Origin of the sequence: Levilactobacillus suantsaii, assembly GCF_004115745.1 — a bacterium.
GTDB classification, from domain to species: Bacteria; Bacillota; Bacilli; order Lactobacillales; family Lactobacillaceae; genus Levilactobacillus; species Levilactobacillus suantsaii.
Window position 1 is genome coordinate 47,951 of sequence record NZ_QXIL01000010.1, and the last position, 19,279, is coordinate 67,229.

Consider the following 19,279-nt stretch of genomic DNA (forward strand, 5'->3'; position numbering starts at 1 on the left):
AAAAGATTAATGGTTGCCTGAATAGGTCTTCACAATCCCAATAGTACAAGGTTTCACAAATTCACAAGAAAGCGCTAAAACGAAAACCTGCGTTTGCAAAATAAAAAGTTTTATTTGTAAGCGTTTGCATTATCATCTAACGCTTTGCCGTTCAAAAATGCCTCACAAAAGAACCCGTTCACGGCGCATACCACCCCCGCTAGGCCCCAGTCTAAGGCCGGCCTGGCTTTGTCGGATCAGTCGAGCTCACTCCCCAATCGTTGCGCGGCTTCCCTATCCGAACCAAGACAATCACCTGGACAGCAAAAAAGGATCCCGGGGATTGGTTCCCGAGATCCTAGTATGACTGTAACCTTGGTTTATATGGCCCATGCGGCGATGACTGGGCGTTGACCGTGACGCCAGGGACGCCACGGCAACGACTGTCCCAAGATAGCCACCTCACCAGCCTGCGTCGCCACCCGCAATTGCGGGGCAGTGACCCGAACGACCGTGGGCGTCAACATCAACGTTGCCGGGTAAATTCCCTGTGCCGTCTTGACCTGACACCGGTAAGTCCCGAACGGTGGCCGTTGCTGGAGACGACTGGCGAGTTTGAAGCAAAACTGGTTGCCACTCACGGGCACCAGTTGCCCAGCCAAGGCGTACGGGTGACCTAACAGGGCGTTGGCCCGTTGCACGTGCCCCACCCGAATCAGATGACGAATGGCCGTCGACCCGATTTTCCGGTGTTCAGCATCGTGTTCGGCCACCACCGTGGTGGTAAAGCGATTGTGGCTGTATTGCGCCATTTGGGAGAGCAGGGTGTGCCCGCCCCGCCCAAAGGTGTAGTCGAAGCCCCCGACCACTCCACAGACGTTGAGGCCTAACAAATAGGTGTCCACGAAGTCCTGTGGAGAAATCGCCGCAAAGTCACGGGTAAAGTCGACCAAGTAGACCAGATCGACCTGGTTTTTTTGCAATAGCGCCACTTTTTGACTGATGGTATTCAAATACCGAAAGTCCGTTGTGGGTTGGGTCTCAAAGACCCGGGAGGCGTGGCGGCTAAAGGTCATCACGGCTAATGGGACTTGCCGGTCGTTAGCAATCTGCCGGGCACGCGCCAAGACCGCCTGATGACCGCGATGGACGCCGTCAAAGAACCCCAACGCCATCACCACGGGCGTCTTAGGATGCACCTGTCGAATTGTTTTGGTGTTCAGTCGAATGACCTGCATGCCGCTCCCTCCTAAATCTGTTTAACAACAAAGGGAGATATCGAAATATCTCCCTTCGTCAATCTCACCATATTTACGTTACTTTTGAGCTTCTTTTAAGAAGTAACTAAATGGCTTTAAGTCTTGTGCTTGGTACTTCTTGACGAATTCGTCGATCTTGTCTTGGTCTTGCCATGATGGGTCGATAAACATGTGTTCCGTGGTCAATGGCATCTCGTGAGTCAACTTCACATCGATCAAGACTGGCTTGTCGGTCTTTTGCGCAGCATCGATAGCCTTTTGGAATTCAGCCTTAGTCGTTGCGGTGTAAGCTTCGGCACCCATCCCTTTAGCGGCAGTTGCCCAGTCAGTGGCTGGCAAATCAACCCCGGATAATGGTTGGTGACTGTCATCGGTCTGTTCAGCTTCGATAAAGCCTAAGGTTTCGTTGCTGAAGACCACGTTGATTACGTGCAAGTTGTACTTAACTTGGGTTAAGATTTCTTCCATCAACATGGCGAAACCACCATCACCACTCAAGCTGTAAACATCACGGTCGGGGTAAGCAATCTTGGCTGCGATGGAAGCTGGTAAACCAAAGCCCATCGTGGCGTACTTCCCAGAGGTAACCCACTTCTGGTCACCGTGCATGTCAATCAGACGTTCAAAGTTGATGTTGACGTTCCCAACATCGACGCCGAAGACGGCCTTGTCACTAGCAGTCTTGTTCAAAACGTCAAAGATTGGTTCAGGGCGAACTGGCATTTCATCGCTGTCTTTGAAGCTATCTTGCCAGTCAGTCCAGTTCTTCTTATCAGCTAATGAAGCGTTGTAGAAGGCTGAAGCTTCGCGAGCGTCACCGGCATCGATGATGGCCCGTAAGGCCTTCTTCGAATCAGCCAGCATTGGCAAATCAGCATGACGCCGCTTGCCTAACTTTTCGCTTTCAATATCGATTTGAATGACCTTCGCCTTACGGTTGAAGAGGAAGATACTGAATGGGACATCGTTCCCAACCCAAACAATCAGGTCGGTGGAGAAGCCAATTTCAGCCCCTGGCTTTGGTGCAACCCGACCAGTTGACCCTAAGTAAGCTGGGTAGGATTCGTCGAGGATGCCCTTAGCTAAGACGGAAGAAATCAGTGGCATCTTGAACTTTTCGGAAGCTTCCTTTAATTCATCGGCAGCGTCCTTGGCCCCAATCCCGAAGTAGATCATTGGGGACTTAGCGTCCTTGATCATTTGAGCAGCCTTCTTAACACTGGCTGGTTCTGGATCTGGGTAAACGGGTTCAACGTGCGTATTCGCAGAGGAAACGTAGTTGTCGTCAATTTCAGCCCAACCGAAGTCCTTCGGGATGGTCAAAACGGCAACACCCTTCTTTTGGTAAGCTTGCTTGATGGCTTCATCAGTCATCCGTGGTAAGCTTTCGGCAGTCATGGCCGTCCGGTTCCAAACCGAAACGTCGTCGAAGATTGGTTCTTCGTTCATGGCTTGGAAGAAGTCCATGTTCATCCGGTTCGTTGGCACTTGCGCAACAATCGCCAAAACTGGTGTGTTGTCAGTCTTAGCATCGTACAACCCGTTTAACAGGTGAACGGCACCAGGACCAGCAGACCCGAAGCAAACCCCGATTTTACCCGTCAACTTGGAATCAGCAGTGGCGGCAATGGCGCCAGCTTCTTCATGACGAACCTGGATAAACTTCAAGGTATCCTTTTGGTTATGCAAAGCGTTCATCGTAGAATCGAACGACCCACCAGGATAACCGTAAATGTGATCGACACCCCAGTCTTGAATAACCTTTAAGACAGCATCGGAACCGCTAATTTTTTCTGGCATCTTCATATCTCTCCTTATTATCACCGTTACCCACACCCGCCTGCTACAAGTTTTGGATGGTGTCTTGTTCGGGGGTGAAAAGCTAACGGCTGTCACTTGATTACAAACACATGTTAAAGCGCTTTCAGGATTATAGTCAAACTTTGTGTGCCACATAAGTAGGACTTATGTGGTTGCCGTGACAACGGTTACAACTGTGTAATCCTTAACATGATTGCCCTTACAAAAAAATTTTTATTTTTTTCAACACTTTTTTTATAATTAAATGCCGACCGTCAACAAGCTTAGTAGTTCAGTGATAAATGCTTAATTCTCGGCATTCGTAGCCGTTTTCCCGCCTAGCAAGCCCACTAAAAAGCCCCCGGTGACCGCACCAGGGGCTTATAAGTTTTAATTATTTGTATTGGAAATGGGCACTTGGGGGTCCGGAATCTGCATACGCGTCAATAATCTGATGAAGGCCGTTTCCTCCGGCGTCATCACGTACCCCTTCCGGTAGGCGATCGACACGTTGAAGCGGTCCATCAGCTGGTCAGTAATCTTCAACCCGACCACCCCGTCGATGGTGCTCACAGCATCTTGGACCAGAAAGCCTAGGCCCAGGTTCTCGCGCACGATACTCTTGAGCCAGGCAATGTCCGGAGTGCGGTAGATAATGTTCGGCGTGATCCCCGCGGCCTTACAGTAGGCCCGAAAGGCTTCGGGATGAACGAACTTGCCATCCAGGCCGATAAAGGGTTGGTCGCCCAGTTCCTTGAACCCAATTGAGGTCCGTTTGGCCAGCGGGTTGGCCGGACTCACGATGACATTGAATGGCCGGGCCCCTAACGAAATAGCCTCGATGCCCTGATGATGCAGGGGCCGCGGGGATCCAATCAAGGCAATGTCGATGTCACCACGGACCAGGTTGGTCAGAATCTGCGCCGAGCCATTCTCCACGATTTTGATCTGGTTCAACCACCCGCGCTTCAACAGCGCCGCGGCGACCTGGGGAAAGTACAGGGCCCCGATGACCGGCGGCAGGCCGAAGCGAATCTGCCGTTGCTGGGAGAATTCAATCTCGCGGTGCGCTAGCGAGATACTGTTTTGAATCGCCTGCGCGCTCTGATACAGCAGCATTCCCGCCCGGGTGATCACGGTCTGGTGGTGAATGCGATCCTGCTTGACCAACGTTGCGCCAAATTCACGTTCCAAGCGCTTAATGGCCTGACTCACAGCGGGTTGAGACACTTCGAAGCGTTCCGCCACGTAAGTATAATTTTTATATTGTACAATGGCCCGAAAAAAGGCCAAGTCACGGGTATTCACCGGCTATCATCCTTCTGTTTTGGAATTGGACCCAACATCAATGACCCCCACACCAGCTGCGCCCTAGTACCGTTATATCATATTATCCGTAGTTGCCCCACTGATTTCTCCGGGAGGCTCCCCCACAGTACAAAAAAGACCCGAAAAATTTTCGAGTCCTTCCATAAATTCCTGATTCAACTGCTTAGTTCGTGGCCATGGCACCGTTCAAGACTTTCGCCATTGCTTGAGCCGAAGCCGTCATTTGATCCTGTTCATCAGCCGACAGGTCTAATGGTAAGACTTGAGCCACACCCTGCGCGTTGATCAACGCTGGGGTCCCTAAGTACAAGTCGTGCACGCCGTATTCGCCGTCCAAGTGGGCACCGACGGGTAAGACCACGTTTTCGTTGTTCAAAATAGCCTTGGTAATCCGCGTCAAGCAGGTCGCGACCCCGTAAAAGGTGGCACCCTTCAAGCCGATGATTTGGCCACCCTTCTTCCGCGAGCCATCTTCGGTCTGCTTCAGGTCGTCTAAGCTCAAGCCCTTAGCTTGGGCCACGTCCAGTAAGCTTTGGTCGCCGACCTTGGCTGGGGAGTAAGCGGCGAATTGGGTGTCACCGTGTTCTCCGATGACGTTGACGTCTAACGTTTGAGGTGCCAAGTCTAATTGCTTACCCAACGCCACGCGTAAGCGGACCGTATCCAGCGACGTCCCAGTACCTAGGACACGGTTAGCGGGGAAGCCGGATAATTTCTGGGTGGCGGCCGTTAAGATGTCAACGGGGTTAGCGGAAACCAAGAAAATGCCATTGAACCCACTGTCGACCACGGGGCCCACGATAGTCTTCAAAATCTTCAAGTTCTTTTGGACCAAATCTAAGCGGGTCTCACCTGGCTTGCGGGGAACCCCGGCTGTGATGACCACGATATCGGCATCCTTGGTATCAGCGTAGGTACCGGCGTGGACCCATTTCGGTTGACCCCAAAGTTGGGTGTCTTCCAAATCCAACGCGTCGCCTTCGCTATGATCCTTGGCGATATCGACAATGACTAACTCGTCCATGACAGTTTGTTGCATCATGAGCACAGCGTATGCTGACCCCACAGAACCGTCACCGACCAACACAACTTTTTGGTTTTTCGTTTGTTTTTGCAAATTGAGACTCCCTTTCAGCACGTCTTCATCCGGCTAGTAGCGGGTAGTGTCACCTACCCCATTTCATTTTTGTTCGTGTCGTAAAGTCACTTTTATCATAACACGGTTTTTAAAAAATGCAATTTTTCGCCATAATTTTTAAAAATAAAAATCGGCTTCCCCAAAACTTCACAAGTCGATACCACCCAAAATGAAAACGCCTGGCCGAGTCCCTGGAAACTTACAACACACTCAACGCGGCAGTCAGTCCCTTCACCGCTTCGGTCAAGGCCAAACTAGGAACCCCTGGCCGGTCGACCACCTGGCTGGGGAGGTAGGGAATGTGGATGAAACCGGCTTTGAGCGTCGAAAATTCAGTTGCCCGTTGATACTGAACCTGATACATCAGGTGGTTGCACACGAAGATCCCCGCCGTGGTCGACAGTTGCGCCGGGACGCCAGCTTGCCGGATTGCCGTTCGCATGGCTTTGACCGGCAACTGGGTGAAGTAGGCGGTCGCCCCCGCCAGCTGAATCGGCTGGTCGTGCGGGGCTTGGCCCGCGTTGTCGGCGATGCGCGCGTCATCCAAATTAATCGCCACCCGTTCTAGGGACAGCGCTGACCTTCCGCCAGCTTGGCCCACGCTAACAACGACGTCCGGGCGCTCCCGCTGAATGGCAGCGTGGACGATAGCCGCCGAGCGGTTAAAAATAGTCGGCACCTGTAACGAAACGATGGTCGCCCGTCCAAGCTGTTGCGGTAAGCGGGAAACGGCCTCCCAGGCGGGATTTTGTTGTGCGCCAGCAAACGGATCAAACCCAGTCACTAAAATCTTCATTCGCCATCACTCCTTAAAATTGTTCCCTATTATAGTCATTTCCCAGCGAAAAACTAGTCAAAAATCGTCCAATTTGGTGAGAAAATTAAACGGGTGCCTCAAGCCCCGTCAGTCACGACTTTAGCGCAACCACCAGCCTTGAAACCCCCGTTTACCTTTTATTGATTTTTTAGCGACTTTGCCGTCGGCGCCAAGCGGGAAGTCCCGCGCTGAGCAGCAGCCAGACGGTCCCGATACCGCTGGCCACCAGACCCAGCGTCAGTCCCGGCGTGTGGTAAGTCAAGCGAATGCGATGAGTCCCCGCCTTGAGTTGCGCACCTACGAAGCCGTCGTTGACCCGTTCTGTCGCCACGGATCGCCCATCGACCGTTAAGCGCCAGCCCGTCGAATACGGAATCGACGTGGTCAGCACGCCAGGCCGCGTTAACGTCAGGTCCCCGGTCACCCGGTTAGCCGTAACGTGACTGTGTTTTAGGCCGCGCCGTTGGGCCGCGTGGACCTGACGATCGTATTTGGCGTTAAACGGCATGGCGATGATCTTGGCCGACTTGAATGACAATTGGTGCGTGGTGCTAAAGGTGATGTCGATGGTCCGCCGCTTTTGCTGGCTATACCCCAGGTTCAACAGGACTCGATGCTTGGGTTCGTAGTCCGACATGTTGTCGATTCCAAACTGGGAGAAAGTCTTGGACTGATTCCGAGTCTTAGCCGTGACCCAGTAATCGCCAAGGTCGGGACTCCCCACCGCGTCCCGCCAAGTATTGAGCTTAGTCAAAGCCGACAGCGGCGTAGCACCCAAAACACTCGTATTTTCTTGATTCTGCAGCCGTTGTTGCGTTGTCAGACGTTGGGCAGTGATGCCATCAAGTTCTAAGTAGAGTTCACTTCCCTGAGCGCGCTTGGGGCGCTTCAACGTCAACGTATAGGTCAACGGTTGGCCCTGCGCGTCACTGGTCAGTTGGTGCAACCCGTGGCGGTTGGCCTGAGCCGTCTGCTGCAAGAGTTGTTGGTTTTGGGCCAAGACCCGGTCGAGTGCTGACCGGTGGCGGTTTAACTGAACCTGCGGCCCGTACTGCTTAACGGCAGCCTTACTGATAAGCCCATTGCGGTCCACTTTCAGGTCCGGCGCCTGCAGGGTAGCGCCAAAGTTATCCGTTTGCTTGTCATTGAGACCATCTTTTTGGCCGGTGTGAGCCTGCTTCAAGCGGTATTGAACGACCTTGTTGACGCTATCGATCACTGGTTGTTCCTGCGTCGTCACCGAATAAGCCAAAGACCGTTTCGGTGACTGGTAATGCGCCGCGGTGACGCCCCGGTGGCGTTTCTTAACCACGGCCGCCTGGGTCAAACTGCGTTCCCTATCGACCCCGGACAGGCGGTACCACTGTGCTTGCGTGAGCGCTTGGGGCTGACTATAGACTAATGGGAAGGCCAAATCTGTAGTCAATAACCGCGTGCCCGTCCCGTTCGACAACCCGTAGACCGGTTGCTCGTTAAAGACGCGCTTGGTGACGTGATACCCGTACGGTCGCGCCGTATGATTGGCCACTTGGTCCTGTCGCGCGAACAACGTTTTAACGCCTAACAGGTTGTTCATGGCCGTGCGATTGTCGGCCTGGCCAATGGGCGAGTTCATGGTGTACTGTGAATTTTGGAGGTCTTGACTGAACTGTCCCACAGCCCCATTTTCCACGGAGAAATACGACATGATGCCGGGGAGTTGGTGGACCATGGTGAAATTATTACCGACGGTTCGAAAGAGATTGTAGTTAGGTAAAGTACTGACCCGGTGGAACCCTTTTTGGGCCTTAACTGCCGTTTGGGCACCATCATAATAGTTTTTTAAATAGGCGGTCGCGTCTCCGCGGCGTAATTCTTTAGTCGCCTGGCTACCAGCGTTGGGGTTGTAATACCCCCAGGCGTTACCCAGCAGGTTCAGCCCCACTAGGGCGCCAATCAGTGTCAGCGTGACCTTGGCCGGTTGGTGGGCACTGCCCAGCAGGACGGCGGTCAACGCCAACAATACCCCGTAGGTCAAGAGGTTGCGTTCCGGGTTATCGAAGGTCAGCCCATTACTCAGGTAGACTATCAGTAGTAAAACAGCCGTGGCCCCGCCTAACCAGCGCCGGTCGCTCAAGGTCAGCGTCGTCACGTGGTCCATCAACGTCATGGTCGCCAAGCCCACGGGAATGGCGGCCAGTAACAACCAGCGATTCGACGGGGTGGAAAAGACGTTGAAGATTGCCGCGACGGCCGGGAAAAGCATCCCCACCACGATCAACGCCAGCGTGAGGGTCAGGTAGTGGTACCGCCGCCAGTGGACCACCACGTAGACGCACCCCAGAAAGCCCAGACTACTGATCCCCAAGATAGCCCAGTAGCTCAGTCCGTTACCGGTGGTCAAAATGGCGTTGCTAAGTTTCAAATAATAGCTGGCTGGGTACAACCACAGCCCATTGGCAAAGCTGACCGCCGCTCGCGTCGAATGTAACATCATCAACAGTGACGGGTAGATCAGTACCCCCGCAAATAGCACCCCACTACCGGCCGCCAGCAAACAGCGCGTCACGGCTACGCGCAGAGAAATCGCCACCCGCTTGGCCGCTCGTAAATCGAGATAGCGAATCACGGCATAGCCCAAACTTCCTAACCCCAAAACGTAGGCGAAATAGAAGTTACTGAGTACTGTCAGCCCCGTGATGAGACCCAAGAAGGTCCAACTGCGCCCGCAATAAAGACGTTCAATTCCGATGGCCAATAGTGGCAACCACATCATCGGCAGCAAGAAAAAAGGATGGTGGACACCGACCATCAGCGAATATCCGGTAAACGCGTAGGTCACCGCGCCCATGACCTGGCTCAGTGGTTTAAAGTGAAACTGACGGGCAAAGTAGAGGAAGGCCAGCCCGGTGGCGTAGAGTCGCAGGACCACGAAGATCCCATATCCGGTCTCTAAGTCCCGCAATGGGAACAGCGCCAAGACGTAAGCGAACGGGTCACCCAACACGTAATAGGCCAGCGTGGTGAGTTTATCAGCCCCTAAACCGAAAGTCCATGACCAGCCGGTTAATCCCGCTAGGCCTTGTTGGTGGAGTAGACGGTGGAGTTCAATCATCACCGGGTAATGCTGGGTGATGCCGTCCATGTTCCAAATCAACGTGCGGTTCGCTAACGCAAACACGCCAAAACTCAGCGCTGCTAAAACAGCGAACGCTACCGTGTACCAAAGTGGCCCACGCCACTGGTGATGTCCAATCTCCATAAGTCTCTCAAAACCCCCAACTTAATTTGAGCGCGCGCAACGCACCCTAGTTCTTAATGTACAAAGTCGCTTGGCAAGTGTCAAACCGCCACTTTGCGAAAAGCGGCGGTTTGCGCTACGCTTAAGCCAACCTCGTCACTTACATACTTAGCAAAGGAAGGAATTGCTCGTGCAGTCTAAAAAAAGTTTTTTCGGGATCGATAGTCCCCGCGACATGGTCCTTGCCGCTCTCGTGGCGGCCCTCTACGTTGTGGTCACGATGGCCTTGCCCGCTTTGAGTTATGGGGTGGTGCAAGTCCGCTTCTCGGAAATGTTCAACCACCTGGTCAGCTTCAATCGGCGCTACATTGTCGCGGTCACCCTGGGCGTCTTTATCGCCAACATCTTCGGGTCATCACTGGGCTTGTTAGACGTGGTGACCGGCACCGTGCAGACGTTACTGGCCTTACTCGTGATGGTTTGGCTAGGTCGCTACGTCCCCAATAAAATCGGGAAGTTGGCCCTGAACACGGTGGTCGCGGTCTTTTTCATGTGCATGATTGCTTGGGAGTACGCCTTCATCGCCAAAACCGCCTTCTGGCCCACCTTCTGGGCGAACTGGTTCACCATCGGGGCTGGTGAACTGGTCAGCATGGTCGTCGGTGGGTTAATCGTCTACCTCCTGAGCCTCAAACTTGATTTCACCAAATAAGACAGACTAAGGGGGCACCCCACAAGTTGCGGGGTGCCCCCTTAGTCGATACTTTTATTCTGCTGTCAACGACTCACTTCATCTTGCCACCAGTGTTGCCACTGGCCTCAATCCGGCAAGCAACGAAGCTCATCAGCAGTTTCAGAATACACCCCTGCTCCCGCGAAAACCAACTAATTTGTTCCACAGCAAAGTAACCTTACAAAATAGGAGACAATAAGCGGGAAGCAGTTTGTTTGAACTTCAAATAAGCCGATTGTTGCGCAAACATTTCGGGCGTAATCCGTTCACTATGCGTCATATCAATCTTAAAAATATTCTCCAGTTGGGTAGCAATCTGGGCGTCGTAAATGAACGCGTTGATTTCGAAATTCAATTTAAAACTCCGGTAATCCAGGTTCGCCGAGCCCACGGACGCCAACTGACCATCGACCACCATGGTCTTGGCGTGAATGAAACCGTTATGATAATAGTAGATTTTGACCCCGTCGTCGGCTAACTGCCGCGCATAGTACTGGGTCGCCCGGTAGACGAACGGGTGATCCGCCTTATCCGGAATCATGATGCGCACGTCGATGCCCGCCATAGCCGCAATCCGCAACGAGTCCAAGACACTGTCGTCGGGAATCAAGTACGGCGTTTGAATCCACAAACGACGCTGGGCCGTTTGAATCATTCGCATGTAGCCCATCTTAATCTGCTGCAAATCAGAATCCGGTCCACTGGAGACAATCTGCAGGCTAGTCTCGCCCTTGACCGTGGTCAACGGGAAATAACGCGGGTCGATGCGTTGGTCGTCGAAGGGGTGGTCCTTATCCGTGGCGTTCCAATCCAGCATGAAGCGGGCCTGCAACGCAAAGACCCCGGAGCCCATCAACCGTAAATGGGTGTCGCGCCAGTAGCCAAACTTCTTCTTGCGGCCCAAATACTGGTCACCGATGTTAAAGCCTCCAACGTAACCGACCTGGCCGTCCACCGTCACGATTTTACGGTGATCCCGAAAGTTCAACCGAAAATCGACGACAGCCGACCGGGTACCCAGGAAGGGTTCCACGTGACCGCCCGCAGCCATCAGGGGGTTGAAGAACCGTTTCCAAGTCCCCATCGAGCCCCAAGGATCGTAAATCACCCGGACCTCAACGCCAGCCTGAGCCTTCTTGACCAGCAAGTCCAACATATCATTTCCAATTTGATCATTGTAAAAGGTGTAAAATTCAATGTGAACGCTAGAAGTCGCTTGTTCGATATCGGTCATCATCAGCTGAAAGAGCTCGTGACCGTCGGTGATCACCTGGACCTTATTTTGGCGAGCTAAAAAGGCTTGGTCGGTCGCCATGAACATATTCACCATATTGATGACCGAGTGACTGATACGGTCGGCTGGCATAATCTGCTTCCCCAGTTTTTGCCGTTGCTGTTGCAGTCGTTCATCCAGCTGCATCGCGACTTGGTGTTGGAGTAAAAACATCCGCCCCTTGGGAAGTTTACGCCCAATAAACGCATAGGCCACAAATCCCACGACGGGCAAGAGAACGAGCACCAACATCCACGCCCAGGTCGCCGCAATATCGCGCTTTTCCCGAAAGACGGTGATGAAGGCCAACACCGTGTTCAGGATAATAATGGCTTCAATAATTGTTGTGACACTCACAGCAAATTTCCCTCCTTATACGCTTTGTCCTTTTCATCATACGCCAAAACCACTAAATGTCTTTACTTTTTTTTCGATTTCAATTCCGCTACAATAACTATAATTCTTAAGGGGGTTAAATCAATGTTGAATCACGCAGTCACCCTCTTGGGCGGTCTTCATGGGACCAGTCCGTTTCGGGTCTTCCACTGGATCTTTCGGGAAAACCCCATGATTGCGGTCATCCTGTTAGTCGGCATCGTGCTGTACCTCATCTACCGCTATAATAACCGTCGCTAGGGTGCGACCATCACCAATAAAAGTGTGGGCCAAAAGTTACTTAGTTCGCGTGTCTTACCGCATTAACAAACTGACTTTTGACGCACGTTTCGGCACCATTACGGCCACCGAACAACTTAAAAAGTGCATCACCTACAAATGGATTTTTCCATTTAGAGGTGGTGCACTTTAGTATTTTGTGCCCGGTCCTTATTGACTGATTCAATTTAAAAAGCCGCAGCGGGATCGCCAGTCTGGCTGTACCCCGTGCTGTAATTGATCTTAATGCCGGCTTGAATGTTATAAATATAAACGTTATAAGTAATATCCTTGGTCTCAATGGACTTGGCCTGCATGTGCACCCCCCGAGCGACCAGTTCGTTACCGCGAAAGACCGGCTGGACCTGGTAGCGGACGTGGTACTTCGGGTGGGCCTTTAAGTAATTGGCCACCGGGTTTTCGTAAGCCGTCATCCCCGGATCGTTCAACGAGCGGGTCCCGGTCATCAAGTTCTTCCAGTTGTTGTTTTGCCCGGTCAGCTGGTAGCCAATCAAGTGACAGCGATTATACAAATAGCCGCGCTTACCGTTAACCGTGTATGACTTGTTATGCCACCCCGTGGGCGTCACGTTCAACGCCTGACGCTTGGCCGTGGGCATGATGCTTTTGCTGAGCATTGCGTTAGCCGTGGTGACCCGGTTCAAGCTATCTAAGTCCCCATATTTTTGCCAGGCGCCCTTTTTCAAGGATAACTCTTTAGCCGTGAACGTTGGTCGGTTATGGTTGACCGCCACGATTTGCGTGCCCTGATACTTGTCGTTCGCTAAGGCCTTGGTGGCCACCGACTGGGTCGGCGTCTTGGTGCTAGCCTGGTCAGACTTACCACTGACCCGGTCGACTACCTGTGTGACTTCATTGGTGAGTTTTTTAGCCGTTGGGTTGCCCTGTTCACCCAGGGACCCCACTAACCCAATCAATACAATGATAATTGCCCCGTAAACGGAGAATGACGTGCCTCGACGACGGCGACGTTTACCCATGCTCAATTTCCTCCCTAAATGACCCAAAACTATGGTCCTATTTTACCAGAAAACCCGAACAGCCGTGCGCCCAATTCCATGAATCGATTACTGGAACCTAACTTTTTTTCTCCGCCCCGATCATAAATCAACCGGTTATCCATGCTATACTATTCGAAGAGCAGCACTCTAACAGAGAACTCCGCTAAAGGAGCTAATTTATTTGACGAGGTGAGTTTATCATGAAGAAAGCCCGAATTTTCGCGACGCTCGTGAGTTTGGTCGCCCTGATCACTATCGGGTTAGCGGGTTGCAACAAGAGTAGTCAATCTGGCAGCAACCAACAAGCTAGTTTCAAGAACCGAACCACAAAGAAACAAGACGTTAAATCAACTATTTTGAAGTCCAACCAGCTCTGGTACGTGGCGGGCAACCTCAAATCCAAGAGTAATTCCGGCCTAGAAGCTTACCGGTTCAATAAGAACGGTAAGGCTACGGTCTACAACGTGAATAAGATTTACAAATCCTACAGTGCCGCCCAAAAAGCTAACGCGCTGAATAAGTCTGGAACCTTGCAGGCCACTTTCAAGACTAAGGGGAACCGTACGGTCATTCACTTTAAGGGGAAGTTATCTGATATCCCAATGACCCAGAAGTTCACGGTCAAAAAGACTTTAACGGGGACCGATAAGACGTCCAAGGTCAAAGTCGCGGGCTACCACATCGCCCGGGACGTTGACGCAGACGTGACCCAGGCCGTCTTCGTAGAAGCGGCTAAGTAACCATCATTCAACTAAAACTGACCAGTGCCATCATGGAATACACCACCATGATGGCACTGGTCAGTTTTTTAGTGATTCAGTTAATTATTACCGGTGGAACCAAACACGCATCTGGCCGTTTTCTCGGTTCGCCCAGGCGTAGTACGGAATCAGCTTCAGCTTGGTAGCCATGTCATTTGCCAGCTGAAGCGGTTGGTAAAGCGGCGCATCGGAAGCGTCACTAGCCGGCTTGGTTGCGGCAACCGTAACGATCCCGACCCCGTTAAGTAACTTTTTGTCGTATTGGTAGGTCGGCGCAACGCTCGGGTCAACGCGGTACTGCCACAGTGGCGCCGGGTTGTCGGCCTCTTCAGCGGCGTAAACGATGGGCCCGCGTTGCACGGCCACTTGCCCGTAGTCGGCACTGACTCGGTTGTTGGCTTGCATGAACTTGACCGTCATATCGAGAGTTAGGTCAATGGTCGTGTCCGCCGTAAGTGTCAGGTACACAAACCCGTGGTCCACAGTCGGATCTACATCTTTCCCGTTAACCTTCAAGGTAAAGTTCGGTGACCAGCCCGGAATCCGTAAGCCCAATTTTGTCGTGAGCCCCTGTGGGACCGTCACGGTGTAATGGATATCGCCAGCCCACGGAAAATGGTTGGTTTGATCAATTTCCACCCCATTATTAAAGGTGGCACGGTTGGCGATGAACTGGTGTGACAAGATTGTTTGCTGGTCCGTAACCGTGTACAGGTACTGGTCCACCGACGTAATCAAACGCGCCAGGTTGGCCGGGCAGCACGCACAACCGAACCAGTCCGCCCGGTGGGTCAAGACATGCGACTTTCCCGGGTTCAACCGACTGGCCTTAGGGTCGGCTTCCAGCGGATTAACGTAGAAGAAATGCTTTCCATCTAGTGACATTCCGCTGAGCGCTCCGTTGAAGAGTTCCTTTTCCAAAACATCAGCGTACTCGGCCTTGGCATCCAGATGCAACATTTGCCGAGCAAAGAAGGCCATCCCCACAGCGGCGCAGGTTTCCCCGTACATCGTGTCGTTCGGTAAATCGTAGTCGTAGGTCAGCGCTTCGCCCGAAGTCGTGGCCCCAATACTACCGGTGACATACATTTGCCGCTTGACCAGGTCGTCCCAGAACCGGTGACAGGCCGCTAACAGATCTTGGTCGCCCGTGTACCGGGCCACGTACGCCATCCCGGTACAAAGGTAGACCACCCGCACCGCATGGCCTTGCGGGACCTTTTGATCCTTGATGGGTTCCGCAGCCAGAAAGTAGGTCAAATCCGGTTCCCGCATGCCGGGGATGATGTCGCGGTCGTCGGAATCGCCGTCCTTGGCAATTTGCTGGTCGAAGAAGTCCGGGTTCTGGCCCCGTTGTGTCAAGAAGTAGTGCGCCAAGTCTAAGTATTTCTGGTCCTGAGTCACCTCGTACAGGCGAGCCAATGCCAGTTCAATCTCTGGGTGCCCATCGTACCCCGGAATCTTACCGTCCGTCAGACCAAAGTTACGGTCGATACAATCGGCCATCCGGGTCGCAATGGCGAGCGCCTTGTGATTGCCCGTGGCTTGATAGTAGGCCACCCCAGCTTCGATGTAGTGACCCATGGTATAAAGTTCGTGAGACTGTTGGAGCCACTTGAATTTTCGTTCCGGCGCGTCAATCTGAAAATAAGTGGACAGGTAGCCATCATCGTCCTGGGCATCGGCGATTAAATCCACCAAGTTATCCGTAATCGTTCGCAAGTCGGCGTTAGGATGGTAGTTAAAGGAATATGCCGCGGCTTCCAACCACTTATACACGTCGGTATCCTGGAACGGGAAACCGTAGTGGTGACCCGTCATCTGGCCGGCCGCAATCTTCAGGTTGGCCACGGCATGACTATTCTTATCCTGACCGTTATTTTGCGGGTCCACCGAAATCGAGATGTTCGCTTGGTCGTTCATCACCTGCCATTGATACGGCAGCACTTCCTTCACGACCAGTTCGCGGTACCGCCGCCAAAAATCCGCCGTAATTTCCACGTTTGTCGTTTGTAGTTCAGATGCAGTTTTAATTGGCATTTTAAGCATCCTTTCCGTCTTCAGTATTAAGTAAAATGCACTAAGCTATAACTTTATAGTAAGCGATTTTATTAGTGGGTTAAAGGCTTTTTTCAGCTTAATTTTAATCGTCACCAACTGTCTGCACATCTTAACCAAGCCGCCCTATTGGTAGCGCTTCCGTTTTTGCGGTATCATGGGGCAAAGGAGCGTGAATACTTATGGGTTTCAAACGGTCAACTGACTCAATTGCTGCTAAGCATCAAGCGAACCTCCGGGAACTCGTTCAGGATAACCCCTGGTTAATTCCCACGACGGTGGCGCTAGAACTCGTTCCCGCCACCCTCTTGGTTTATGGATTCTGGAAAAATCGGCATCTCAAAAAACAACTACTGATCGAACGTGAACGGACACAACAGTTACGCCTACGACAGGTCCGGCTCGGGGGCAAACCCGCACACTTTCACCGTGGACCTTGGCATGATTAAATCATATTAAACGTTTTATCCCCCGACCAAGCTTGGTCGGGGGATAAAATTTGCCGCCAAAAATAAAGTCCAAAAATCGTTATTTTTATGGTTAGATATTATTTATTGTATACATAATATTTATCGCAATATTCAGAATAATTTTCCCGGTAAAAGTCTAAAATGCAATTAAAACCATTATCAACGATAAGTTATAAGTAATCTAACTGCGCTTTAACCGCCTTTTGGACACCTATAAAATATAGGCTATCATTCCTATTATTAATTTCATTATTTTGTTCACAAATTCTTCACATTTAGCGTTTATGCTACTTATAACCTAAGAATTAACCAACCATTTTCATCTTAGTCATCACTAAAATGAAGCTCGTTCTAACCAGACGAGTCAGGGCGGGCCAGCCGGTTTTCCGACTGACCCGCCCTTTTTTAGTTAGTTTTGAGTGCCGGCACAGTCCCCCATTGCCGCAACTCGGCCTGGTGTTGCTGGTCTTTACGGTGGTAATAGTCCCGCGCAAAGTCTACCAGTGGTCGAATTGGCACCACGGTGATGGTCCCAGGCGCCACAGCTAATCGCCGAACCAGGTGGGGTTGGGCTTGTTCGAAGCGCGCCCCCACACGGTTGAAATCGTCATACGGTTCAAGGGGCACGTTGTTGAAGCCCCGCCATTCCGTGCGGTCCCCCACCGCAACCGGCGCGATCTCGCGGTGTTGCGGCCGGTCGATGGTCGACTCGGCCAGATGCAAGACCGTACAGCTCTCATAGTCGGTCCCGAGCATCACGACCTTGCCGTTGAGCGCGTAGAGTTTTTGTAACGGACCGCTCACACCAAAAGGTAAGTCCAAGGTAGTCGTCTCACAGATTTCCACGCTATTTTGTCCCCAGGCCGTCATCGAATATAGCGGATGGTTACTGCGTACCGTTCCCGGTAACGTCCGGAAATACTCTGGCGTTCGGCCAATGAAGTGGACCGGGCTAAGTTGCCGGTCAAAGGGTGGCATGTTGGCGTAGATGCGTTGGGCCGCACTGGCCGTGGCTGCGGGCGTGTCCCAAGTCCGGGGGTCCGAATAATCCACAGTCTGCGCCGGCATGACGATATTCCCCTGCGATAAAACGTGCTTTAAGACCGAAACGACGGTCTGTTCACCCCCAGGAATGTACCCAAATTGGCTCAAAGCCGTATGGACCAGACAACTATCCGTTGACCGAATCCCCAGAGCCAACAATTGATTACGTAGTTCCGCGGCGGTCACCACCGCCGTAACTGGTGTTTTTTGCCATTCTGCCATGGTAATCTCCTCCTTTGCCCACGCTGCCAAAGCGGGGTCAGTCTCTCGTTAAACCAAACGTGGGTCGCTGGACTAAAATAACCGTCCGGGATCCACGTTGCATTTTTCAATCAGTTTAGTTGAGCGGGTCCCAAGCCGTTAACGGCTGTGGCGTCGTAGCTAACTGCGCTCGTTGTTCTGGCGTCAAGAAGCGTTTGTGGACCACGACTTCGTAAACGAAATCGTCCATCCACTCGTCGGTCATCACGAAATACCCCTTGGCGCCGTTCTTTTCGCCCCAACTGTTTTCGACCTTCCAGCGGGTCGGTTCTTGGTCGACCAAGTCCACCCCAGTAAAAGTCATCGCGTGGGAGACCTCGGCGTCGTGGTATTCCAGGCGTTGGGCTTTGGTCAAGCTCAAATCGATACCAAATAAAGCGGCAGTCTGGTAGAGCTGACTGTCGAGAAAACCGCGTTCTCGGCTCATCTGCTGGAGCACGTCGTTGCCGAACCAGACGGTCTCGCCGGCCTGTAGCTGCGCGATGGTGGTTCGTTTGAGTTCGGCCATGGGAAGGTTCAAAAAGGTGATGTGCTTGCCGCCGACCACGTTATCTTGAGTGGGGAGCGCATACAGTTGGTTATACGGCTTGTCGGGCGAGTTCGAGAGCACCACGTAATCGTCCAAGTCCACGTCAAAAAATTGCTGGAAGAAGTCCTGCGGCGTAAGGTTGGCGGTTCGGTGATACTTGTCCTGATCGTCCTTGTATTCCAAATCAAAATGGGTCGACGGTTCCCCGAAAGCGTAGGCCGCCATTCGGTAAACTTCCTTTAAAGCCGCTTTACGGGTCGCGGCAATCTGCGCCTCATCGGCGTGATCGGCCACAAGTTGGCGTAAGGTCACGGCGTCTTTGCGCAGTTTTAAGTCTAAGGTCGTCGCAAATCCCGTTGTATCGTTGGTGTTGAACGATTCCGGCATGGCACTACTTGGCAAGACTCCGTATTTTTGGACCAGCGCGGCCCCCATGGCCCACTGGCCACCGTCTTCACCGGGACGGGCCAAATAAAAACTAACTTCGCGGTCGTTAGCCGGCCGGTCCGCAGTCCGTAAGATGTTGTCGTAGAAAATGTTGGCCCGTTCCACCTTGTCCCAGAAGAACAAGTAACTTTGCGATAACTCAAAGTCCTTGACGTGGTACTTCGCAGCAAATTGGTGCCGTAAAGTGTTCAACGTGGCAAAGAGCCAGCAACGACCCGAGTGCTTCTGGTTGGATACCTTGCCGGTCGGGACCTCCACGGAAAAAGTCCGTTGTAACCGGACAGCAGCGTGCGGGTCTTCGGCGGCTGCGAGCACCCCGTTTTTGATGACGGCGCGACTGATCACGTCATGGGCCGGCTGCTGCAGCAGGTCTGCATGCAATTCAGCAATGTCAGCGGCGGTTAACGCCGTATCTAATTTCGTTTGATCCATCGAGTGAATTCCCTCTTTCTACAGCTCAAAATGAGAAATCTCATAAAATTCTC

Annotated in this window: 15 protein-coding genes; 4 read left to right on the top strand and 11 right to left on the bottom strand. The window is 52.4% G+C overall.

The annotated features are described in order from the left end of the window. Positions 1–359: 359 nt before the first annotated feature. From DXH47_RS06590 to DXH47_RS06615, 6 genes are all read right to left on the bottom strand, one after another. The gene (locus DXH47_RS06590; RefSeq protein WP_129032571.1) at positions 360–1,217 is read right to left on the bottom strand and encodes an FAD synthetase family protein; all 858 of its coding nucleotides are present in this window, start codon (positions 1,215–1,217) and stop codon (positions 360–362) included. 78 nt (positions 1,218–1,295) lie between these two features. Then, complete coding sequence (gene spxB / locus DXH47_RS06595) at positions 1,296–3,038, bottom strand: pyruvate oxidase (protein WP_129032572.1); 1,743 nt, start codon at positions 3,036–3,038, stop codon at positions 1,296–1,298. 390 nt (positions 3,039–3,428) lie between these two features. Beyond that, the gene (locus DXH47_RS06600) at positions 3,429–4,346 is read right to left on the bottom strand and encodes a LysR family transcriptional regulator (protein ID WP_129032573.1); all 918 of its coding nucleotides are present in this window, start codon (positions 4,344–4,346) and stop codon (positions 3,429–3,431) included. A 184-nt stretch (positions 4,347–4,530) separates the two neighbouring features. Next, positions 4,531–5,484, bottom strand: coding sequence for an L-lactate dehydrogenase (locus DXH47_RS06605; protein WP_129032574.1), 954 nt, complete (start codon positions 5,482–5,484; stop codon positions 4,531–4,533). A gap of 220 nt (positions 5,485–5,704) precedes the next feature. Then, a complete protein-coding gene (pcp, locus tag DXH47_RS06610; RefSeq protein WP_129032575.1) occupies positions 5,705–6,301 on the bottom strand; it encodes a pyroglutamyl-peptidase I in 597 nt (198 codons plus the stop codon). A 169-nt stretch (positions 6,302–6,470) separates the two neighbouring features. After that, entirely contained in the window at positions 6,471–9,563 is a 3,093-nt protein-coding gene (locus DXH47_RS06615) for a YfhO family protein (protein WP_129032576.1), read from the bottom strand. A gap of 169 nt (positions 9,564–9,732) precedes the next feature. Here DXH47_RS06615 and DXH47_RS06620 point away from each other — a divergent pair, with 169 nt between their 5' ends. After that, the gene (locus DXH47_RS06620; protein ID WP_225423517.1) at positions 9,733–10,254 is read left to right on the top strand and encodes a QueT transporter family protein; all 522 of its coding nucleotides are present in this window, start codon (positions 9,733–9,735) and stop codon (positions 10,252–10,254) included. Positions 10,255–10,453: 199 nt separating this feature from the next. Here the strand turns inward: DXH47_RS06620 and cls are convergent, their stop codons facing one another. Then, positions 10,454–11,905 (bottom strand): cardiolipin synthase, encoded by a 1,452-nt coding sequence (gene cls / locus DXH47_RS06625; protein WP_129032577.1) that lies wholly within the window; start codon positions 11,903–11,905, stop codon positions 10,454–10,456. A 123-nt stretch (positions 11,906–12,028) separates the two neighbouring features. On the opposite strand from cls, the gene DXH47_RS11665 reads away from it, so the two are divergent. Then, a complete protein-coding gene (locus DXH47_RS11665; protein ID WP_170954973.1) occupies positions 12,029–12,184 on the top strand; it encodes a hypothetical protein in 156 nt (51 codons plus the stop codon). A 206-nt stretch (positions 12,185–12,390) separates the two neighbouring features. On the opposite strand, the gene DXH47_RS06630 is transcribed toward DXH47_RS11665, so the two are convergent. Continuing rightward, complete coding sequence (locus DXH47_RS06630; RefSeq protein ID WP_129032578.1) at positions 12,391–13,203, bottom strand: DNA/RNA non-specific endonuclease; 813 nt, start codon at positions 13,201–13,203, stop codon at positions 12,391–12,393. A gap of 221 nt (positions 13,204–13,424) precedes the next feature. Between DXH47_RS06630 and DXH47_RS06635 the strand changes: the two genes are divergently transcribed. After that, positions 13,425–13,964 (top strand): hypothetical protein, encoded by a 540-nt coding sequence (locus tag DXH47_RS06635; protein WP_129032579.1) that lies wholly within the window; start codon positions 13,425–13,427, stop codon positions 13,962–13,964. Between the two features lie 87 nt (positions 13,965–14,051). Here the strand turns inward: DXH47_RS06635 and DXH47_RS06640 are convergent, their stop codons facing one another. Next, positions 14,052–16,025 carry a glycoside hydrolase family 127 protein gene (locus tag DXH47_RS06640; protein WP_129032580.1) on the bottom strand — a complete coding sequence of 658 codons (1,974 nt, stop codon included), beginning with the start codon at positions 16,023–16,025 and terminating at the stop codon, positions 14,052–14,054. Positions 16,026–16,225: 200 nt separating this feature from the next. On the opposite strand from DXH47_RS06640, the gene DXH47_RS06645 reads away from it, so the two are divergent. Continuing rightward, positions 16,226–16,492 (top strand): hypothetical protein, encoded by a 267-nt coding sequence (locus DXH47_RS06645; RefSeq protein ID WP_129032581.1) that lies wholly within the window; start codon positions 16,226–16,228, stop codon positions 16,490–16,492. A gap of 426 nt (positions 16,493–16,918) precedes the next feature. Here the strand turns inward: DXH47_RS06645 and DXH47_RS06650 are convergent, their stop codons facing one another. Beyond that, a complete protein-coding gene (locus DXH47_RS06650) occupies positions 16,919–17,779 on the bottom strand; it encodes an aminoglycoside N(3)-acetyltransferase (RefSeq protein ID WP_129032582.1) in 861 nt (286 codons plus the stop codon). 115 nt (positions 17,780–17,894) lie between these two features. After that, positions 17,895–19,226 carry a C1 family peptidase gene (locus tag DXH47_RS06655; RefSeq protein ID WP_129032583.1) on the bottom strand — a complete coding sequence of 444 codons (1,332 nt, stop codon included), beginning with the start codon at positions 19,224–19,226 and terminating at the stop codon, positions 17,895–17,897. Between the last annotated feature and the right edge of the window lie 53 nt (positions 19,227–19,279).

Coding starts and splice junctions, on each gene's coding strand:
- DXH47_RS06655 (WP_129032583.1), bottom strand. CDS start 19,226: ATGGATCAAACGAAATTAGATACGGCGTTAACCGCCGCTGACATTGCT.
- DXH47_RS06645 (WP_129032581.1), top strand. CDS start 16,226: ATGGGTTTCAAACGGTCAACTGACTCAATTGCTGCTAAGCATCAAGCG.
- spxB (WP_129032572.1), bottom strand. CDS start 3,038: ATGCCAGAAAAAATTAGCGGTTCCGATGCTGTCTTAAAGGTTATTCAA.
- DXH47_RS06615 (WP_129032576.1), bottom strand. CDS start 9,563: ATGGAGATTGGACATCACCAGTGGCGTGGGCCACTTTGGTACACGGTA.
- DXH47_RS06630 (WP_129032578.1), bottom strand. CDS start 13,203: ATGGGTAAACGTCGCCGTCGTCGAGGCACGTCATTCTCCGTTTACGGG.
- DXH47_RS06590 (WP_129032571.1), bottom strand. CDS start 1,217: ATGCAGGTCATTCGACTGAACACCAAAACAATTCGACAGGTGCATCCT.
- DXH47_RS06650 (WP_129032582.1), bottom strand. CDS start 17,779: ATGGCAGAATGGCAAAAAACACCAGTTACGGCGGTGGTGACCGCCGCG.
- pcp (WP_129032575.1), bottom strand. CDS start 6,301: ATGAAGATTTTAGTGACTGGGTTTGATCCGTTTGCTGGCGCACAACAA.
- DXH47_RS11665 (WP_170954973.1), top strand. CDS start 12,029: ATGTTGAATCACGCAGTCACCCTCTTGGGCGGTCTTCATGGGACCAGT.
- DXH47_RS06640 (WP_129032580.1), bottom strand. CDS start 16,025: ATGCCAATTAAAACTGCATCTGAACTACAAACGACAAACGTGGAAATT.
- DXH47_RS06635 (WP_129032579.1), top strand. CDS start 13,425: ATGAAGAAAGCCCGAATTTTCGCGACGCTCGTGAGTTTGGTCGCCCTG.